Origin of the sequence: Aeromonas sp. QDB30, from assembly GCF_027707645.1 — a bacterium.
Taxonomy (GTDB): domain Bacteria; phylum Pseudomonadota; class Gammaproteobacteria; order Enterobacterales; family Aeromonadaceae; genus Aeromonas; species Aeromonas caviae.
On sequence record NZ_JAPCIY010000040.1, the window covers coordinates 22,933 to 38,261 of the forward strand.

General features: G+C 60.1%; 16 protein-coding genes. 3 read left to right on the forward strand and 13 right to left on the reverse strand.

Going from position 1 to position 15,329, the window contains the following annotated elements:
- Nucleotides 1-7: 7 nt before the first annotated feature.
- From PG896_RS12935 to rpsF, 4 genes are all read right to left on the reverse strand, one after another.
- The gene (locus PG896_RS12935) at nt 8-751 is read right to left on the reverse strand and encodes a ferredoxin--NADP reductase (RefSeq protein WP_052814586.1); all 744 of its coding nucleotides are present in this window, start codon (nt 749-751) and stop codon (nt 8-10) included.
- 101 nt (nt 752-852) lie between these two features.
- Nucleotides 853-1,299 carry a 50S ribosomal protein L9 gene (gene rplI, locus PG896_RS12940; RefSeq protein WP_010673120.1) on the reverse strand — a complete coding sequence of 149 codons (447 nt, stop codon included), beginning with the start codon at nt 1,297-1,299 and terminating at the stop codon, nt 853-855.
- A gap of 52 nt (nt 1,300-1,351) precedes the next feature.
- Nucleotides 1,352-1,582 (reverse strand): 30S ribosomal protein S18, encoded by a 231-nt coding sequence (gene rpsR, locus PG896_RS12945; RefSeq protein WP_005313392.1) that lies wholly within the window; start codon nt 1,580-1,582, stop codon nt 1,352-1,354.
- Nucleotides 1,583-1,614: 32 nt separating this feature from the next.
- Complete coding sequence (gene rpsF, locus PG896_RS12950) at nt 1,615-2,001, reverse strand: 30S ribosomal protein S6 (protein WP_005331771.1); 387 nt, start codon at nt 1,999-2,001, stop codon at nt 1,615-1,617.
- Between the two features lie 236 nt (nt 2,002-2,237).
- Between rpsF and PG896_RS12955 the strand changes: the two genes are divergently transcribed.
- Both PG896_RS12955 and PG896_RS12960 read left to right on the forward strand, forming a co-directional pair.
- A complete protein-coding gene (locus tag PG896_RS12955) occupies nt 2,238-3,461 on the forward strand; it encodes an Nramp family divalent metal transporter (RefSeq protein WP_042014875.1) in 1,224 nt (407 codons plus the stop codon).
- A gap of 100 nt (nt 3,462-3,561) precedes the next feature.
- Nucleotides 3,562-4,410, forward strand: coding sequence for a hypothetical protein (locus PG896_RS12960; RefSeq protein ID WP_270835786.1), 849 nt, complete (start codon nt 3,562-3,564; stop codon nt 4,408-4,410).
- 186 nt (nt 4,411-4,596) lie between these two features.
- Here PG896_RS12960 and PG896_RS12965 read toward each other — a convergent pair whose 3' ends face one another.
- The 4 genes from PG896_RS12965 to rnr all read right to left on the reverse strand — a co-directional run bounded on the left by PG896_RS12965 (nt 4,597) and on the right by rnr (nt 8,920).
- On the reverse strand, nt 4,597-5,052 hold the full coding sequence (locus tag PG896_RS12965) for a GNAT family N-acetyltransferase (RefSeq protein ID WP_270835787.1): 456 nt from the start codon (nt 5,050-5,052) through the stop codon (nt 4,597-4,599).
- Between the two features lie 151 nt (nt 5,053-5,203).
- On the reverse strand, nt 5,204-5,773 hold the full coding sequence (locus PG896_RS12970) for a Crp/Fnr family transcriptional regulator (RefSeq protein ID WP_270835788.1): 570 nt from the start codon (nt 5,771-5,773) through the stop codon (nt 5,204-5,206).
- Nucleotides 5,774-5,780: 7 nt separating this feature from the next.
- Entirely contained in the window at nt 5,781-6,530 is a 750-nt protein-coding gene (gene rlmB / locus PG896_RS12975; RefSeq protein ID WP_041214488.1) for a 23S rRNA (guanosine(2251)-2'-O)-methyltransferase RlmB, read from the reverse strand.
- A complete protein-coding gene (gene rnr, locus PG896_RS12980; protein WP_010673114.1) occupies nt 6,527-8,920 on the reverse strand; it encodes a ribonuclease R in 2,394 nt (797 codons plus the stop codon). Before rnr ends, rlmB begins: the two co-directional genes overlap by 4 nt.
- Nucleotides 8,921-9,053: 133 nt before the next feature.
- On the opposite strand from rnr, the gene PG896_RS12985 reads away from it, so the two are divergent.
- On the forward strand, nt 9,054-10,076 hold the full coding sequence (locus PG896_RS12985; RefSeq protein WP_041214487.1) for a GGDEF domain-containing protein: 1,023 nt from the start codon (nt 9,054-9,056) through the stop codon (nt 10,074-10,076).
- A gap of 61 nt (nt 10,077-10,137) precedes the next feature.
- Here the strand turns inward: PG896_RS12985 and luxS are convergent, their stop codons facing one another.
- The 5 genes from luxS to PG896_RS13010 all read right to left on the reverse strand — a co-directional run bounded on the left by luxS (nt 10,138) and on the right by PG896_RS13010 (nt 15,245).
- The gene (gene luxS / locus PG896_RS12990; RefSeq protein WP_010673112.1) at nt 10,138-10,647 is read right to left on the reverse strand and encodes an S-ribosylhomocysteine lyase; all 510 of its coding nucleotides are present in this window, start codon (nt 10,645-10,647) and stop codon (nt 10,138-10,140) included.
- Nucleotides 10,648-10,664: 17 nt separating this feature from the next.
- Nucleotides 10,665-11,267 carry a transglycosylase SLT domain-containing protein gene (locus PG896_RS12995; RefSeq protein ID WP_041214486.1) on the reverse strand — a complete coding sequence of 201 codons (603 nt, stop codon included), beginning with the start codon at nt 11,265-11,267 and terminating at the stop codon, nt 10,665-10,667.
- Between the two features lie 46 nt (nt 11,268-11,313).
- Complete coding sequence (glnB, locus tag PG896_RS13000; RefSeq protein ID WP_005308848.1) at nt 11,314-11,652, reverse strand: nitrogen regulatory protein P-II; 339 nt, start codon at nt 11,650-11,652, stop codon at nt 11,314-11,316.
- Between the two features lie 9 nt (nt 11,653-11,661).
- Entirely contained in the window at nt 11,662-13,284 is a 1,623-nt protein-coding gene (locus PG896_RS13005) for an NAD+ synthase (protein ID WP_124243877.1), read from the reverse strand.
- 86 nt (nt 13,285-13,370) lie between these two features.
- On the reverse strand, nt 13,371-15,245 hold the full coding sequence (locus PG896_RS13010) for a type IV pilin (protein WP_442866195.1): 1,875 nt from the start codon (nt 15,243-15,245) through the stop codon (nt 13,371-13,373).
- Between the last annotated feature and the right edge of the window lie 84 nt (nt 15,246-15,329).

Consider the following 15,329-nt stretch of genomic DNA (forward strand, 5'->3'; position numbering starts at 1 on the left):
TTTTCCCCTACCAGTAGTTTTCCATGCTGATATTGCCGGGGGCGCGACGCAGGTTCTTGGCAAGCCCCAGCCCGAGCAGGGTCTGCTGAGTCTCTTTCACCATGGCGGGGTTGCCGCAGATCATCACTTGGCTCAACTCGGGGGAGAAGTTCAGCCCCACCCTCGCCTGCAAGCTGCCATCGACGATGGCTGCCGGGATGCGCCCTGCCATCGCCTCCGGCCAGGTCTCACGACTGACGAAGGGAACATAGCGAAAACGCTCGCCATGCTGCTCGGCAAAACTGGCGATAAGCGGCTGATAGCTGAGCTCTTCCCCTTTTCTCACCCCATGTACCAGCACCAGATGCTCGAAGCGGTCGAAGACCTGTCCTTCTGCCAGCATGGCGAGGAAGGGGCCGATGGCGGTGCCGGTTGAGAGCAGCCAGAGATCCCGTCCCGGGGGAATCTCATCCAGGGTCAGAAAACCGGTGGCCTGGGACTGCACCAGCAGGCCGTCGCCCACCTGCAGGGAACCGAGAGAGGGGCTCAGTTCACCGCCGGGGATCTCCACCAGATAGAATTCGTGATAGGGCGTGCCGGGAGGATTGACGAAGGAGTAGGCACGCTGGACTCGACGCTCGCCCTGCTCCAGGGCCAGCTTGGTGAATTGACCCGCCTTGTAGGGGGCAAGTTCCGCCTCCACACGCAGGGAGAGCAGGGTGGGTGTCCACTCGATGCGCTCGATGACCCGACCTTCAACCCAGGCAGCCATAAAGGTTCTCCTCCAGAGGAACAGACCTTCACTTTACCCCTTGATCTGAAAATAAAAAACCCGCGCATGTGCGCGGGTTTTTCTGCAAGAGCGGAACGCTATTACAGAGCAACAACCTGGATTTGTACGGTTGCTTTGACGTCAGCGTGCAGCTGAACAACAACTTCGTACTCACCGGTGTTACGCAGAACGTTGCCCATGCGGACTTCGCTCTTGGCAACGGCTACGCCGGCAGCAGTGATGGCTTCAGCCACGTCACGGGTACCGATGGAACCGAACAGCTTGCCTTCGTCGCCAGACTTGGAGGCGATGACAACGGCAGCCAGCTCACCCAGCTTGGCAGCGCGCTCTTCGGCAGCAGCCTTGTTGGCAGCCAGTTTGGCTTCCAGCTCAGCGCGACGAGCACCGAAGGCTTCGATGTTGGCCTTGGTGGCCATAACAGCTTTGCCTTGCGGGATCAGGTAGTTACGGGCATAACCAGCTTTTACGGAAACTTGGTCACCCAGACCGCCCAGTTTGGCGATCTTATCGAGCAGGATAACTTGCATTACCTTTCCTCTATAAATTTCGTTGAGTTAGGCGTAAGCGCCGGGCCGATTCTTACTTGTTGTGCAGATCGGTGTACGGCAGCAGAGCCAGGTAACGAGCACGCTTGATGGCGCGTGCCAGCTGACGCTGATACTTGGCGCGGGTACCGGTGATACGGCTCGGTACGATCTTGCCAGATTCAGTGACGTAGTTTTTCAGAGTAACGATATCTTTGTAGTCGATCTCGGTAACGTTCTCGGCGGTGAAGCGGCAGAACTTACGACGACGGAAATAACGTGCCATGGCCTTTATCCTCTAATGCGGTGATCTAAGAATTACTCTTCGGAAGACGCTTCAACAGCATCTTCGCGACGCTCGTCGTCACGACGGGTGAAGCGCTCTTCCTTGGCCTTGGCCATCGGAGAAACTTCAGTCACGGCGTGCTTGGTGCGCATGATCATGTTGCGGATAACGGCATCGTTGAAGCGGAAGTTGGTTTCCAGCTCATCGATAACGGCCTGTTCAGCTTCTACGTTCATCAGAACGTAGTGAGCCTTGTGCAGCTTGTCGATCGGGTAAGCCAGTTGACGACGGCCCCAATCTTCCAGGCGATGAATGGTACCACCAGCGGTGGTGATAGCGCCGGTGTAACGCTCGATCATGCCAGGTACTTGCTCGCTCTGGTCCGGATGAACCATGAAGACGATTTCGTAATGACGCATTTTAGCTCCTTACGGATTAATTCAGCCTCCGCCCAGGTGCAGCCAGACCTCGGAGGCAAGGAACATAGTGATGTTTAGACGCTGCTTTCTAGGGCGGCGTATTGTACGAAATCACCTCTCCCACTGCAACTGGCGAAGCGAGATGTTTTTCTCGATGAGCCCGATACAAAACTTTAATTGATAACAATTATCATTTAGATCCATACTCTCCTCATATCCCCACGGAGGATGACAGTATGCAACCTGCGCTCACCACGGCCATCCCGGCCCGCAAATTCAAGCTGACCCTGCTCGGCCCCGCCTTCATCGCCGCCATCGGTTATATCGACCCGGGCAATTTTGCGACCAATATCCAGGCCGGCTCCACCTTCGGCTATCAACTGCTGTGGGTAGTGGTGTGGGCCAACCTGATGGCCATGCTGGTGCAGACCCTCTCGGCCAAGCTCGGTATCGTCACTGGCAAGAACCTGGCGGAACACATTCGTGATCGTCTGCCCAGGCCCGCAGTCTGGGCCTATTGGGTGCAGGCCGAGATCATCGCCATGGCCACCGATCTCGCCGAGTTCATCGGCGCTGCGGTCGGCTTCAAACTGCTGCTCGGCATCACCCTGCTGGAAGGGGCCTGCATCACCGCCGTGGTCACCTGGGGGATCCTGATGCTTCAATCCCGCGGCCAGAAGCCGCTGGAGTTCGTGGTGGGCGGCCTGCTGCTGTTCGTGGCCGCCGCCTACATCGTCGAGCTGATCTTCTCGCGCCCCCACCTGCCGAGTCTGCTGGAAGGGGCACTCTTCCCCGGCCTCCCCAATGGTGATGCTGTCTATCTTGCCGCCGGCGTGCTTGGTGCCACCGTGATGCCCCATGTCATCTATCTCCACTCGGCCCTGACCCAGCACACCCAGGAGCAGGGCACGGTGACCCAGCGACTGCACAGCACCCGGGTCGACGTGGCCATCGCCATGACCATCGCCGGCTTCGTCAACCTGGCCATGATGGCCATGGCGGCGGCCGCCTTCCACAGCTCCGGCAACCAGCAGGTGGCCGAGCTGGAATCGGCCTACCAGACCCTCACGCCCCTGTTGGGACCGGCAGCCGCCACCCTGTTCGGCCTCTCCCTGGTCGCCTCCGGTATCTCCTCCACCGTGGTGGGGACGCTGGCGGGGCAAGTAGTGATGCAGGGCTTCGTGCGCTTCACCATTCCGCTCTGGCTGCGCCGAGCCATCACCATGGCTCCCGCCTTCGTGGTGATCGCCATGGGCCTCAACACCACGGAAATTCTGGTGCTGAGCCAGGTAGTGCTGAGCTTCGGCATCGCCCTCGCCCTTATTCCGCTGCTGATCCTGACCGGTGATCGCGCCCTGATGGGGGCACATCGCAATCACCCCGTCACCCAGGCCGTGGGGCGCCTCATCGTCGCCCTGGTGATCGGCCTCAATGCCTATCTGCTGGTCACCACCCTCTAACGCCATCTTGAGGCTCATTGACCCGGGTTGATGAGCCTTTTCGCACTTTCGCGTATGCTGCCCCTTTCCCTTCTCATCATCTCGTTGCGGGAGCCCTGCCATGGAACATACCCGAGCCAGCTTCGTACTGGGCCACCATCAGGAACAGGCCAGCGTCGTCTGTTGCAAACAGGGGGATCCGACTCTGCTGGTCACCGACCTCACCCCCTTTCATCCCCAGAGCCACCTCTGGCCCGATCAACCCGGTGACGTGGGCACAGTGCGCTGGGAAGGGGGGGAAGCGGCCGTGGGCCCCTGCCGCATGGGCGCCATCAGTCCCGAGGGCGAGCTGTTCGTGGATACGGAGATTCCGGTCAAGCGGGGGGCGGATGGGTGGGCTTTCGTGGTGGTGCATCCCCTCGCCGGTTCCCATCACCTTGCCATTGGCTCGCCTGTGGAACTGACAGTGGATGCCGAGGCACGCCATGCCCTGAGCCTGGGCCACAGCGCCTGCCACCTGGTGGCACTGGCCCTCAATCGGGCGCTCACGCCCTATTGGCGAAAGGAGACAAGCGAGCTGGACGCTCTCGGGCAGCCGGATTTCGACCGCCTCGCCACCCAGCACTCCCGGGTCGAGCCCAGAGGATCAAAGGAGCAGTACCGGATCGGCAAGAGCCTTCGAAAAAAGGGAATTAACAGCGAGGCACTGCTGGCCGACCTCGACAGGATAGCGATCCAGGTCAACGAGCAGCTGATGCGCTGGCTCAAAGAAGGAGGCGAGATCCGCCGCAGCCGGGCCGGTGATGCCATCATCGATTCCCGCTACTGGCATGGCATGGTGGACGGTCGGGAGATCACCATTCCCTGTGGCGGCACCCATGTAAGCACTCTGACCGAGTTGGGCCAGGTTCAGGTGACGCTGGCCTCCAGTGAAGAGGGATTTACCCTCACCACCCGGGTCACCCCCTGAACCACCCCAGCCCTCCTGATGCCGCACCGCCCTGACCGGGGCGGTGTCCCGACAGAGAGACCGCAGGCAGATCAGCGCGGCGGTATCTCACCCCGGGCTGCTACCCCATGGCCACGGGGTAGCAAAAAACCATGCGATGCACCACGGGTGAGGGGCCACTTGCCCCTTTCCTGGCGCCTGACGATGTCAGGCAGGCTCCCTTCGCATCCCAATGTGAGGGATGTCATCTTCCAGATACCCTTCCCCTTCGGCCACGAAACCATGCTGGCCGTAAAAACCTTGCAGGTGGGCCTGTGCACCGAGCCAGATGCTGTGTGCAGGCCAGCGTGCCTCGCACTCTCTGACCGCTTGCGCCAGCAGGCGGTGACCCAGTCCGCCCCCCCGCGACGTGGGAGAGGTGACCACGCGGCCGATGGCGGCGCCGCTGTCATCACCAATGCCGGGTGCCATGATGCGGGCATAGGCCGCCAGGTGATCCCCCTCACGACCGAGCAGATGCAGCACGCCGTCACGGCGATCCAGCCCGTCCAGATCCTGGAAGGGACAGGTCTGCTCCACCACGAACACCTCGGCGCGCAGGGCAAGCAGCTCATACAATTCATCCGTGGTCAGCTCGGACCAGGATTTCATACTCCAGTTCATGAATGACTCCTGTTTAATGGGGTCTGACAGCATAATCTTGCCCCCGACGAGGGGCATTAACCTTGGTTAAGTTGCCCCCCTTCTCATCCAATGCGGACATGGCCGGCAAAGAGTCGATCTCTGCCCTGGTTCATCGGTAATCCCTTCTGGCTCAACCCTGATCGCGCGTTTTCAGCCGCCTGCGGATGCGGCTCAGGCTGATGGGGGTGATCCCCAGATAGGCGGCAATCTGGTGATCCGGTACCCTGGCATCCAGCGCGGGGAAGCTTCGCAGAAAATGCTGATAGCGCGCCTCTGGGCCCCCGGTCAGCAGCAACAGCTCTTTCTCCTCCTTGATGCGCAGTTGCACTTCAAGGAGATGGTGATACCAGGCGGGCCAGCAAGGGAGTCGGCGCAGATCCGCCAGCGGAAGAAGCTGCAATCGGCAAGGCTCCAGCGCCTCCACACTGTAGCGGGCGGGCTCACCACTGAGCAGGTGGTGGAAGTCGAGAAACTCGTCCCCCTCCCAATAGAACTCCTTGATGTACTCGCGGCCATCCGCCAGCACTACCTTGGCCCGCAACAACCCCTCCTCCACCCTGACCAGCAGCGCCGGACTGTCACCGGCATGCCAGAGGCAGGTGCGAGGGGGCAAGGTCAGGGAGCGGACAAAAGAGAGGAGGCGCTCGGCCTCCTGCTCATCTGCAACCCGTTCCCAGACAAAGGGGGGTCTGTCGGTCATCGTCTTGTCAGACGCGGCGCTGGCGCACGGCTTCGAACAGGCAGACACCGCTCGCCACCGAGACGTTGAGGCTGGATACCGCCCCCGCCATGGGGATGCTCACCAGCTCGTCGCAATGTTCGCGGGTCAGGCGGCGCATCCCCTTGCCTTCGGCCCCCATCACCAGCGCCATGGGACCGGTGAGTTTGGCCTGATAAAGATCGTGATCCGCCTCGCCGGCGGTACCCACGATCCAGACGCCGCGCTCCTGCAGCTCGCGCAGGCTGCGGGCCAGGTTGGTGACCTGGATGAGCGGCACCACTTCGGCAGCGCCACAGGCGACCTTGCGCACCACGGACGTGAGGCCTGTGGCCTTGTCCCGCGGCACGATCACCGCATGCACCCCGGCCGCATCGGCACTGCGCAGACAGGCGCCGAGATTGTGCGGATCGGTCACCCCGTCCAGTACCAGCAGGAAGGGCGCTGTCTCTTGCGCCGCCAGACCGTCCAGCAGGCTGGCCAGGTCGTGCTCGGCCAGCTTGGGCGCTTCAATCACCTTGGCCATGATGCCCTGGTGATTGTTGCCTTCCGCCTTGTCATCCAGCGTCTTGCGGTTCACGCTCTGCACCCTGATGCCGAGTGACTCCAGCTCGGCCAGCAGGGGATGCAGCCGCTCGTCATCGCGGCCCTTGAGAGCCCACACCTCGATGAAGCGCTCGGGGGTGCGCTCCAGCAGCGCGGAGACGGCGTGAATGCCGTAGATCAGTTCAGTACTCATTTAGTGCTCTTGGCCTTGTCGCGAGCCTTTTTGCTCGGTCGTCTGTTGCTGGGCTTGGCACGGCCACCCTTGTCGGATTTACCGCTCTCCTTGCCCTCTTTGCGTTTCTCGTGGCGCTGGGCGCTCTTGGCCTTCTCTTTCTTGATCTCGGCCTGCTTGCGCGCCATCTCCTTGGCGTTCTTGCCGGTGGCCTTGAGGGGCTCTTCCACCATCACGAAGTCGATCTTGCGATCGTCCAGGTTCACGCCCATCACCTTGACCCGCACCTTGTCACCCAGACGATAGCGACGGCGGAAGTTCTCGCCGATCAGCTGCTGGTGCAGCGGGTCGAACTGGTAGTAGTCGTTGGTGAGGGTGCTGACGTGCACCAGACCGTCGATGTGGATCTCCGCCAGACGCACGAAGAAGCCAAAACCGGTGACGCTGGCGATGACGCCGTCAAACTCGTCACCCACGTGATCCAGCATGTACTCGCACTTGAGCCAGTCTGCCACGTCGCGGGTGGCATCATCGGCACGGCGCTCCGTCATGGAGCAGTGCTCGCCCATGGGGTCCACTTCTTCCAGCTGGTAGTGGTAGCCACCGCTCGGGGTCCACTTGTGGCGCAGGTTGCCCTGCTGCTCCTTGGCGGTCTGATACTTGATCGCCCGGTGCAGGATGAGATCCGGGTAGCGACGGATTGGCGAGGTGAAGTGAGCGTAGGACTTCAGGGCCAAGCCGAAGTGACCGATGTTGTCGGCCTGATAGATGGCCTGACGCATGGAGCGCAGCAGCATGGTGGAGAGCAATTCCGCATCCGGGCGCCCTTCGAATTTGGCGGCCAGGTCGGCAAAGTCCTTCGGCTCGGGCTCCAGGCCCCCCTTGAGCTCCAGACCCAGTTCGGCCAGGAAGTCACGGAAGCCGGTGAGACGCTCCTCGCCCGGGCGGTCGTGCACCCGGAACAGGGCGGCGGCCTCGTTCTTCTCGATGTAGCGGGCGGCCGCCACGTTCGCCTGGATCATGCACTCTTCGATGATCTTGTGGGCGTCATTGCGCACCAGCGGTACGATACGGTCGATCTTGCGCTGGGCGTTGAAGATAAAGCGGGTCTCCTCGCTCTCGAACTCCACCGCACCGCGTTGATGGCGAGCATGCTTGAGCGCCTTGTAGAGGTTGCTCAGCTCCTCGATGTGGCCCACCAGCGGATCATACTGCTGACGCAGCTTGGGATCCCCGTCCAGGATCGCCGCTACCTTGGTGTAGGTCAGGCGAGCGTGGGAGTTCATTACCGCTTCGTAGAACTTGTAGCCGGACATGCGGCCGGCGGCGGAGATGGTCATCTCGCACACCATGCAGAGCCGGTCGACCTGCGGGTTCAGGGAACACAGACCGTTGGAGAGCACCTCCGGCAGCATGGGCACCACGAACTCGGGGAAGTAGACCGAGTTGCCGCGCTGATAGGCTTCGGTATCGAGGGCCGTGCCCGGTTTCACATAAGCCGAAACGTCCGCGATGGCGACCCACAGGCGCCAGCCACCACCGCGCTTGGCTTCACAGAAGACGGCGTCATCGAAGTCGCGGGCGTCTTCCCCGTCGATGGTCACCAGCGGCAGGGCGCGCAGATCGATGCGACCCTCTTTGGCCTTCTCCGGCACCTGCTCGCCGAGACCGGCGACCTCCTTGGTCACCTCTTCCGGCCAGGTATGCGGAATGCCGTGGGTACGCAGGGCGATCTCGATCTCCATGCCGGGCGCCATGTTCTCACCCAGGACTTCCAAGACGGTACCGACCGCATTGAAGCGGGCAGTGGCGCGCTGGTTGATGCGCACGACCACGACCTGGCTCTGGCGAGCCCCCTTGTTCTCCCCTTCCGGGATGATGATGTCCTGACCGATGCGGCTGTCATCGGGTACCACGAAACCGACGCCGTTCTCGACGAAGTAACGACCGACGATGTCCGCCTCGCGGGATTTGAGCAGGCGCACCAGACGCGCTTCCTGACGACCCTTGCGATCGATCTCGGTCGGCTGCACCAGGGCATAGTCGCCATGCATCAGGCGCTGCATCTCACGGTTGTTCAGGAAGAGATCCGCTCCACCACCCTCGGGGCGCAGAAAACCGAATCCATCTTTGTGGCCAAGCACATAGCCTTTGACCAGATTCAGGCGATCCGGCAGGGCGTAACATTGGTTGCGGGTGAACACGAGCTGCCCGTCGCGCTCCATGGCGCGCAGACGACGTCGCAAGGCTTCCAACGGCTCTTCATCGGTCAGCTTGAGGACCTTGGCCAGCTCTTCCCGGGACATGGGTTTCTCATGGCCCTTGATGAGCTCCAGCAGCATCTCGCGACTGGCGATGGGGTTTTCGTATTTTTCGGCCTCGCGTTGGAGGAAAGGATCTTTTTGAGACATAAGCAGGCCTTAGGGTAGGTAATAACGCAGACATTATATCGGAGGGGGGAGCTAATGGCATCCATCGACTGCCTTTTGGCCATTCTCTCTGTCATACTGGACACAGTTTGCAGGTATGTGAGACTCGGAACTCATGAGCAAGGACTCGTTCGCCCAATCTGCCGCCTATTTGAAACAGGCGGTTCCCCTGATGATCAAGTATCAAATTCCCACCACGCCGAACAACTATCACCTTTGGTACAGCTATGTCTCCGGCGACATGCCCGAACTCAACCATGCCGTCGATCAGGCGATAAAACAACAGGGGACCTTCTCCCTGACCACCTGTGAGCGTCTCTACCACCAGCACCTTGCGGCTCAGGACGAGCAGCAGATGGAGGCGATGAAACTTAATCTGGCGGCCATGGCCAGCGAGCTGAGTCACTCGATGCAGGATGCCATCTCCGATACCGGGCTGTTTCAGGAGATGCTCGACAAGAGTTTCGACAAGCTGAGCAAGATTGATGACGAGGGGCTCAGCCTGGAAGACACCATGGGGATCCTGCGGGATCTCGTGCGCGAGTCACGTGACGTACGCATGTCCACCCTCCACTTTCGCAACCAGCTCAGCAGCGCCGAGAAAGAGATAAAGGAGCTGAAACAGGCCCTGAACGAGACGAGGAAGCTCGCCACCGAGGACCCGCTCACGTCTCTGCTCAATCGACGCGCCTTCGATCTCGAGATGGACAGCCTCATCCGCAGCAAGCAGCCCTTCTCCCTGATCCTGACCGATATCGATCGCTTCAAGAACTTCAACGACGAATACGGACATCTGCTGGGGGACCAGGTGCTGCGCATCGTCGGCAAGCGGCTGCGAGAGGCCAGCAAGGAGGGCATAACCGCCTATCGCCTGGGGGGTGAGGAGTTTGCCCTCTTGGTGCCAAACCGCGCCCTGGCGCTGACCCGCCAGATGGCCGAGAGCCTGCGTCGCGTCATCGAGCGGATGTCGATTCTGGATCGCAAATCCGGGCGACGCATCGATCACATCACCGCCTCGTTCGGTGTGGGGGAATACATCCCCCAGGAGACGGCAGACACCCTGATCGAGCGTACCGACAAGCTGCTCTACAAGGCCAAGGAGCTGGGACGCAATCGGGTGATGCCACTGCCCTCCTGATCCCACCAGATGCAAAAAGGCCGGTCATTGACCGGCCTTTTTCATGCTTCCCTTCTCGGGATCAGAGGCTTTTCAGCTTCTCTTCCGGCAGGGCCAGCTCGTCATTGTGGTTGACACCGATACCGCGCTCCAGCACATGGCGGGCGATGGCATGGGCCTCTTCCAGCGAGTGCATGCTGTAAGTACCGCACTGGTATTCGTTCAGCTCGGGGATCTTGCCCTGATCCTGCACGGTCAGCACGTCGCTCATGGCTGCCTGCCAGGCAGCGCCAACACGGGCTTCATCCGGCGCACCGATCAGGCTCATGTAGAAGCCGGTGCGGCAACCCATGGGAGAGATGTCGATGATCTCCACCCCATTCCCATTGAGATGATCACGCATGAAGCCGGCAAAAAGATGCTCCAGGGTATGGATGCCGCGCTCGGAGAGGATCTCCTCGTTCGGCACGCAGAAACGCAGGTCGAACACGGTGATGGTGTCCTTGTTCGGGGTCTGCATGGTCTTCGCCACCCGCACTGCCGGGGCGGCCATGCGGGTATGGTCGACGGTAAAACTGTCCAATAACGGCATTTCTGACTCCTGATTGGTTACCAGAACCAGCCCCCGCTGGAGAGCTGATCTTTGCATTGTCGATACTGGGCACCGTAGCGCTGGGCACGGGCCTCCACCTTGCGGGAGACCTTCATCAGCCATCCCTTGCTGCGGTAGCTGCCACGTCGGTAGCCCCCCCAGCCTTCGTGATAATTGAGATACTGGCCATAGGCATCCCACTTGGACGTGCCGTTGAGCCGCTGTGCCTTGTGAGTGTACCAGCCCATGAAATCGATGGCGTCGGCAAAGTCGTCGCGATCGCTCCAGCCGTTGCCGGTTTCCCGCTGGTAGTCGGCCCAGGTTTCGTCTTTCACCTGGGCATAGCCGTAGGCTGAACTGGCCCGCCCGGTGGGGATGAAGAGGAAATACTGCATTGGCGGCTGGGCATCATGCACGAAGGAGGACTCCTGGTACATCATGGCCATCACTACCTGGACAGGTGTCCCCCACTTCTCGTTCATCTTGAGCGCCGCCTCGTGCCACTCGGGTTTCTCCCGAAAGATCTGGCACAGGTTTTCCGGCTGTGCCGGCGGCCGGGTACTGCACGCGGTGAGTGCCATCAAGCACGCCGCCACGACCCCGATACGGTACAACGACATCAGGGCAACAGACTCTTGCTGTTCATCACAGGGCACATCCACCACATCAGATCGCGTCTTCGTTCTCTTCACCAGTACGAATACGAATGACGCGTTCCACCTCGCAGACGAAGATCTTGCCATCGCCGATCTTGCCGGTACGCGCTGTGTTCTGAATGGCTTCCAGGCAGGCATCGAGATCCTCGTCCTGCACCACCAGCTCCACCTTGACCTTGGGCAGGAAGTCGACCATGTACTCGGCACCGCGATAGAGCTCGGTATGGCCCTTCTGGCGGCCGAACCCCTTGACCTCGGACACTGTCATGCCGTTGATGCCGATCTCGGCCAGGGCCTCGCGCACATCGTCCAGCTTGAACGGTTTGATGATGGCTTCAATCTTCTTCATGGTGACTCCTTACCAGTTCTGTTTGCCGAACCCGGACGTGATGGGATAGCGGCGGTCCTTACCAAAGTTGCGAGCAGTGATGCGGGGGCCGACGGCGGCCTGACGGCGCTTGTATTCGTTGAGATCCACCAGGCGGATCACCTTGCGTACCACCGCCTCTTCGAAACCTTCCGCCACCATGTCGGCGACAGACGCATCCTCTTCCACGTAGCGCTTGAGGATGGCATCCAGAATGTCATAGGGGGGCAGGCTGTCCTGGTCCACCTGATCCGGTGCCAGTTCGGCCGACGGGGGACGATCGATGACCCGCTGCGGGATCACGTACTCCACGCTGTTGCGATATTCGCACAGCTTGAAGACCAGGGTCTTGGGGACGTCCTTGAGCACATCAAAGCCACCCGCCATGTCGCCATACAGCGTGGCATATCCCACGGCCATCTCGCTCTTGTTGCCAGTGGTCAGCACGATACGGCGGCGCTTGTTGGACAGCGCCATCAAGAGTACACCGCGGCAGCGGGCCTGCAGGTTCTCTTCGGTGGTGTCGCGGGCGGTCCCTTCAAACAGAGGTGCCAGCTGCGTCATGAAGCCTTCGAACATGGGTTCGATGGAGATGATGTTGAACTCCACCCCCATCCGCTCGGCCTGCTCCTTGGCATCCTCCACGCTCATCTGGGCGGTGTATCGGAACGGCATCATCACCGCCTGCACCTTGTCCGCCCCGATGGCGTCGGCCGCAATGGCCAGGGTCAGCGCCGAGTCGATACCACCGGAGAGGCCCAGCACGGCGCCCTGAAAACCGTTCTTGGTGACATAGTCGCGCACCGCCAGCACCAGGGCCTGATAGGTCTCGGCCAACGGCTCCAGCGGTGCGGCGGGTTCCCGCTCCTTCACCGGCTGACCATCGGCAAAGCGCACCAGCGCCAGCTCTTCGGCAAATGGAGCAAGCTTGTGGGTCAGCTCGCCCTGGCTGTTGAACACCTTGGAGCAGCCGTCGAAGATCAGCTCGTCCTGGCCGCATACCTGGTTGAGGTAGATGAGCGGCAGGCCGGTCTGATCGCAGCGTTCCGCCATCAGCTCGCGGCGGATCCAGGGTTTTTCCTGATCATAAGGAGAGGCATTGATGGTGAGCAGCAGCTCGGCCCCCGCCGCCTTGGCGGCCAGCGCCGGACCCGGCTGCCAGAGATCTTCGCAGATGAGCAAACCCAGCTGATGGCCACGGAACGGCACCACACAGGTATCGGCCGCCGCAGTGAAGTAGCGCTTCTCGTCGAACACCCCGTAGTTGGGCAAGTCCTGTTTGAAATAACGTGCCCGCAGTTGACCGCGCTCGTAGAGAGACGCCGTATTGTAAAGCGCCCCCTCTTCGCGCCAGGGATGGCCCACCAGAATGGCACATTGTCCCTGCCATGCCGCGATGCGGGACAGCGCAGCCTCGACCCGGATCATCAGGTCGGCGCGCAACAGCAGATCCTCAGGCGGGTATCCTGTCAGGGCCAGCTCGGAGCAAACCAGCAGATCGGCCCCTTGCTGATCGGCCAGGGCTGCTGCCGCCAGTACCTTGTCACAGTTATCTTCGATGGCGCCTACCGTCAGATTTAACTGGGCAAGCATCAGAGAGAGGGCTTTTGCCATGGCGATGCATCTTGAATTCGAAAATGATGGGGAATAATAAAGAAAAGGCGCTGGCTGTGCCAGCGCCTTGGCTCCCTCAGCAAGCCTTAGGGAGAACAGGTCAGGTTTGCGGCATTGGTGACGCCGTTGTTTACCAGCAAGGTACAGGGACCGCTGATGACCTGACCGCTGGCTGGCGGAGTCATGGGGATACTCAAAGAACTCGGCTTAAGCAAGAAGGTCGAGTTGCCCGAGTAGGAGAAGTTCACCACCAGAGTGCTGTTCTGCTCAGCCGTGCAAGTATAGATTGCCGTCTGGTTGTCGCTGCTCGGCTTGTCTATCTGGCAAGTGGCCCCGGAGGTCGAGGTATTCATCGACAGGTTATTGAAGACATTTTTCTTGCAGGCGATAGGGGTCGGATCATTGTTCTTGGTTTTCTCCAGGCACTGTACCTTGCCTGTGACCGTCAGCAGAGGCTGCGTGACAATCCCAGAGTCAATCTTGACGGCCAACTCTGTACTGAGAGCCAGGCTCTGATCCCTTGGTGAAATCAGCGTAGCGGTAATCCCCGAGTTACCCTGATAAACGGTGGCCCTGACCTTCACGTTTTGCAGCACCTGGTTACTGTCCTTGGTGGATTTCTTGGCAACCAGATAACCACGGCTGTAACTGCCGAAGTAATAGTTATTGAGATCCACTATGGTATCGACCGGTTCATTGCTGACGGTGGCATAGTCGGTCACGGCCCCCCCGAGCTGGCCACTGAGCGGTGTCATGGACCACTCAGCCAACATGGTCAGGTTGATATCCTGAAATGGCACCTTGGCCAGATAACCAGTGACACTGGTGTCTATCCCGGTCAGATAGGTAGGATTCAGAACATCGACATATATTCCACGGGCAATCAGCTGGCGCGTGCCGGTATTGATCGTGATCCCCGTAACGGCGTCCCCACCAGGCGCAACGTTGGCAGGAATCTGAAGCCATGTGGGAAAATCACTTATCGCAGGCGCGCTCACCGTCGGGGTCGAGGTCCAGTTCAGGGTCTGTTTCTGCCAGTCGATATAAGCCTTGACCACATACTGGATGTAATTCTGGTAACTGACCTGATTCGCCGCCTTGGCCAAGAAATCCGAGGTAGTGACAATAACCTGGACCAGGTTCCAATCAGGGAGGGAGCGATAGTACCCATCCAGTCGCACAAACCGGCAAGCATCCACATAGGTGCCGCTGGCCGCTACGGACAGGGCGCTGTTATAGCGCTGCCTACTGGTATTGAGCGGTGCGTAGTAGCTGAGAAAACTTCCTCCCGAACCATCAAAATGATCTTTGCAGCAGCTTGTGCAGAGCGCTGGCTGATTATTGCCGCTGACTGTTCCGGTCTGCTTGGTCTGTTGTGCCCCTGTCTTCCAATAGAGCTGGCTGGTGGCAGTACTGTAGGGCTGGCCCGGCAGATAGGCACTCAAAGTGGAACCATAAGTGCAGGCGCAACTTACCGAGCTGATATCTTGCTGGATTTGCTGGGTATTTCCCTGGTTTGCAGGCTGGTAGGTCACTGTTTCAAACTGCACCTCCTTGCCGACAGTGTTGTTTTTGGCCACCACTGTTGGAGAAGGTTTGCTGGTTTCCTGTCTGCTGCCGTTGCCGAGATCGATTGAGATCACGTCCGGCGCAACCCCCGGGGTGTAATTGATCTTCGGCCCTGTCCGAGCTGTATCCAACCCCCCATTCAACTGTTCCACGGTCAATGATTCAGTGGGGGAGACATAACCCGTAAGCGCGACCGAGGTAGTCACCCCTTCGCTGTTGGTCCAGCTCACTGTGGTATTGATCTGCTTTCGCCCAGGGTAGTTCAGCAAATACCCTGCAGGAGCCGTGTTCTGCCATGCAGAAGTGGCTCCGTTCCAATATTGGTTGACCACAGTCCAGGCCAACGTGTAGCTGTCGCCAGACTGGCTCTTGGTCGTATTGCCACTCGCAATGGCCGTATCATGTACAGAACCTTAAGCGGCAAGCGAATTAATAATACCGTCTAACGTGTTGTTTTGCTTGGATTTTCTCTGCCT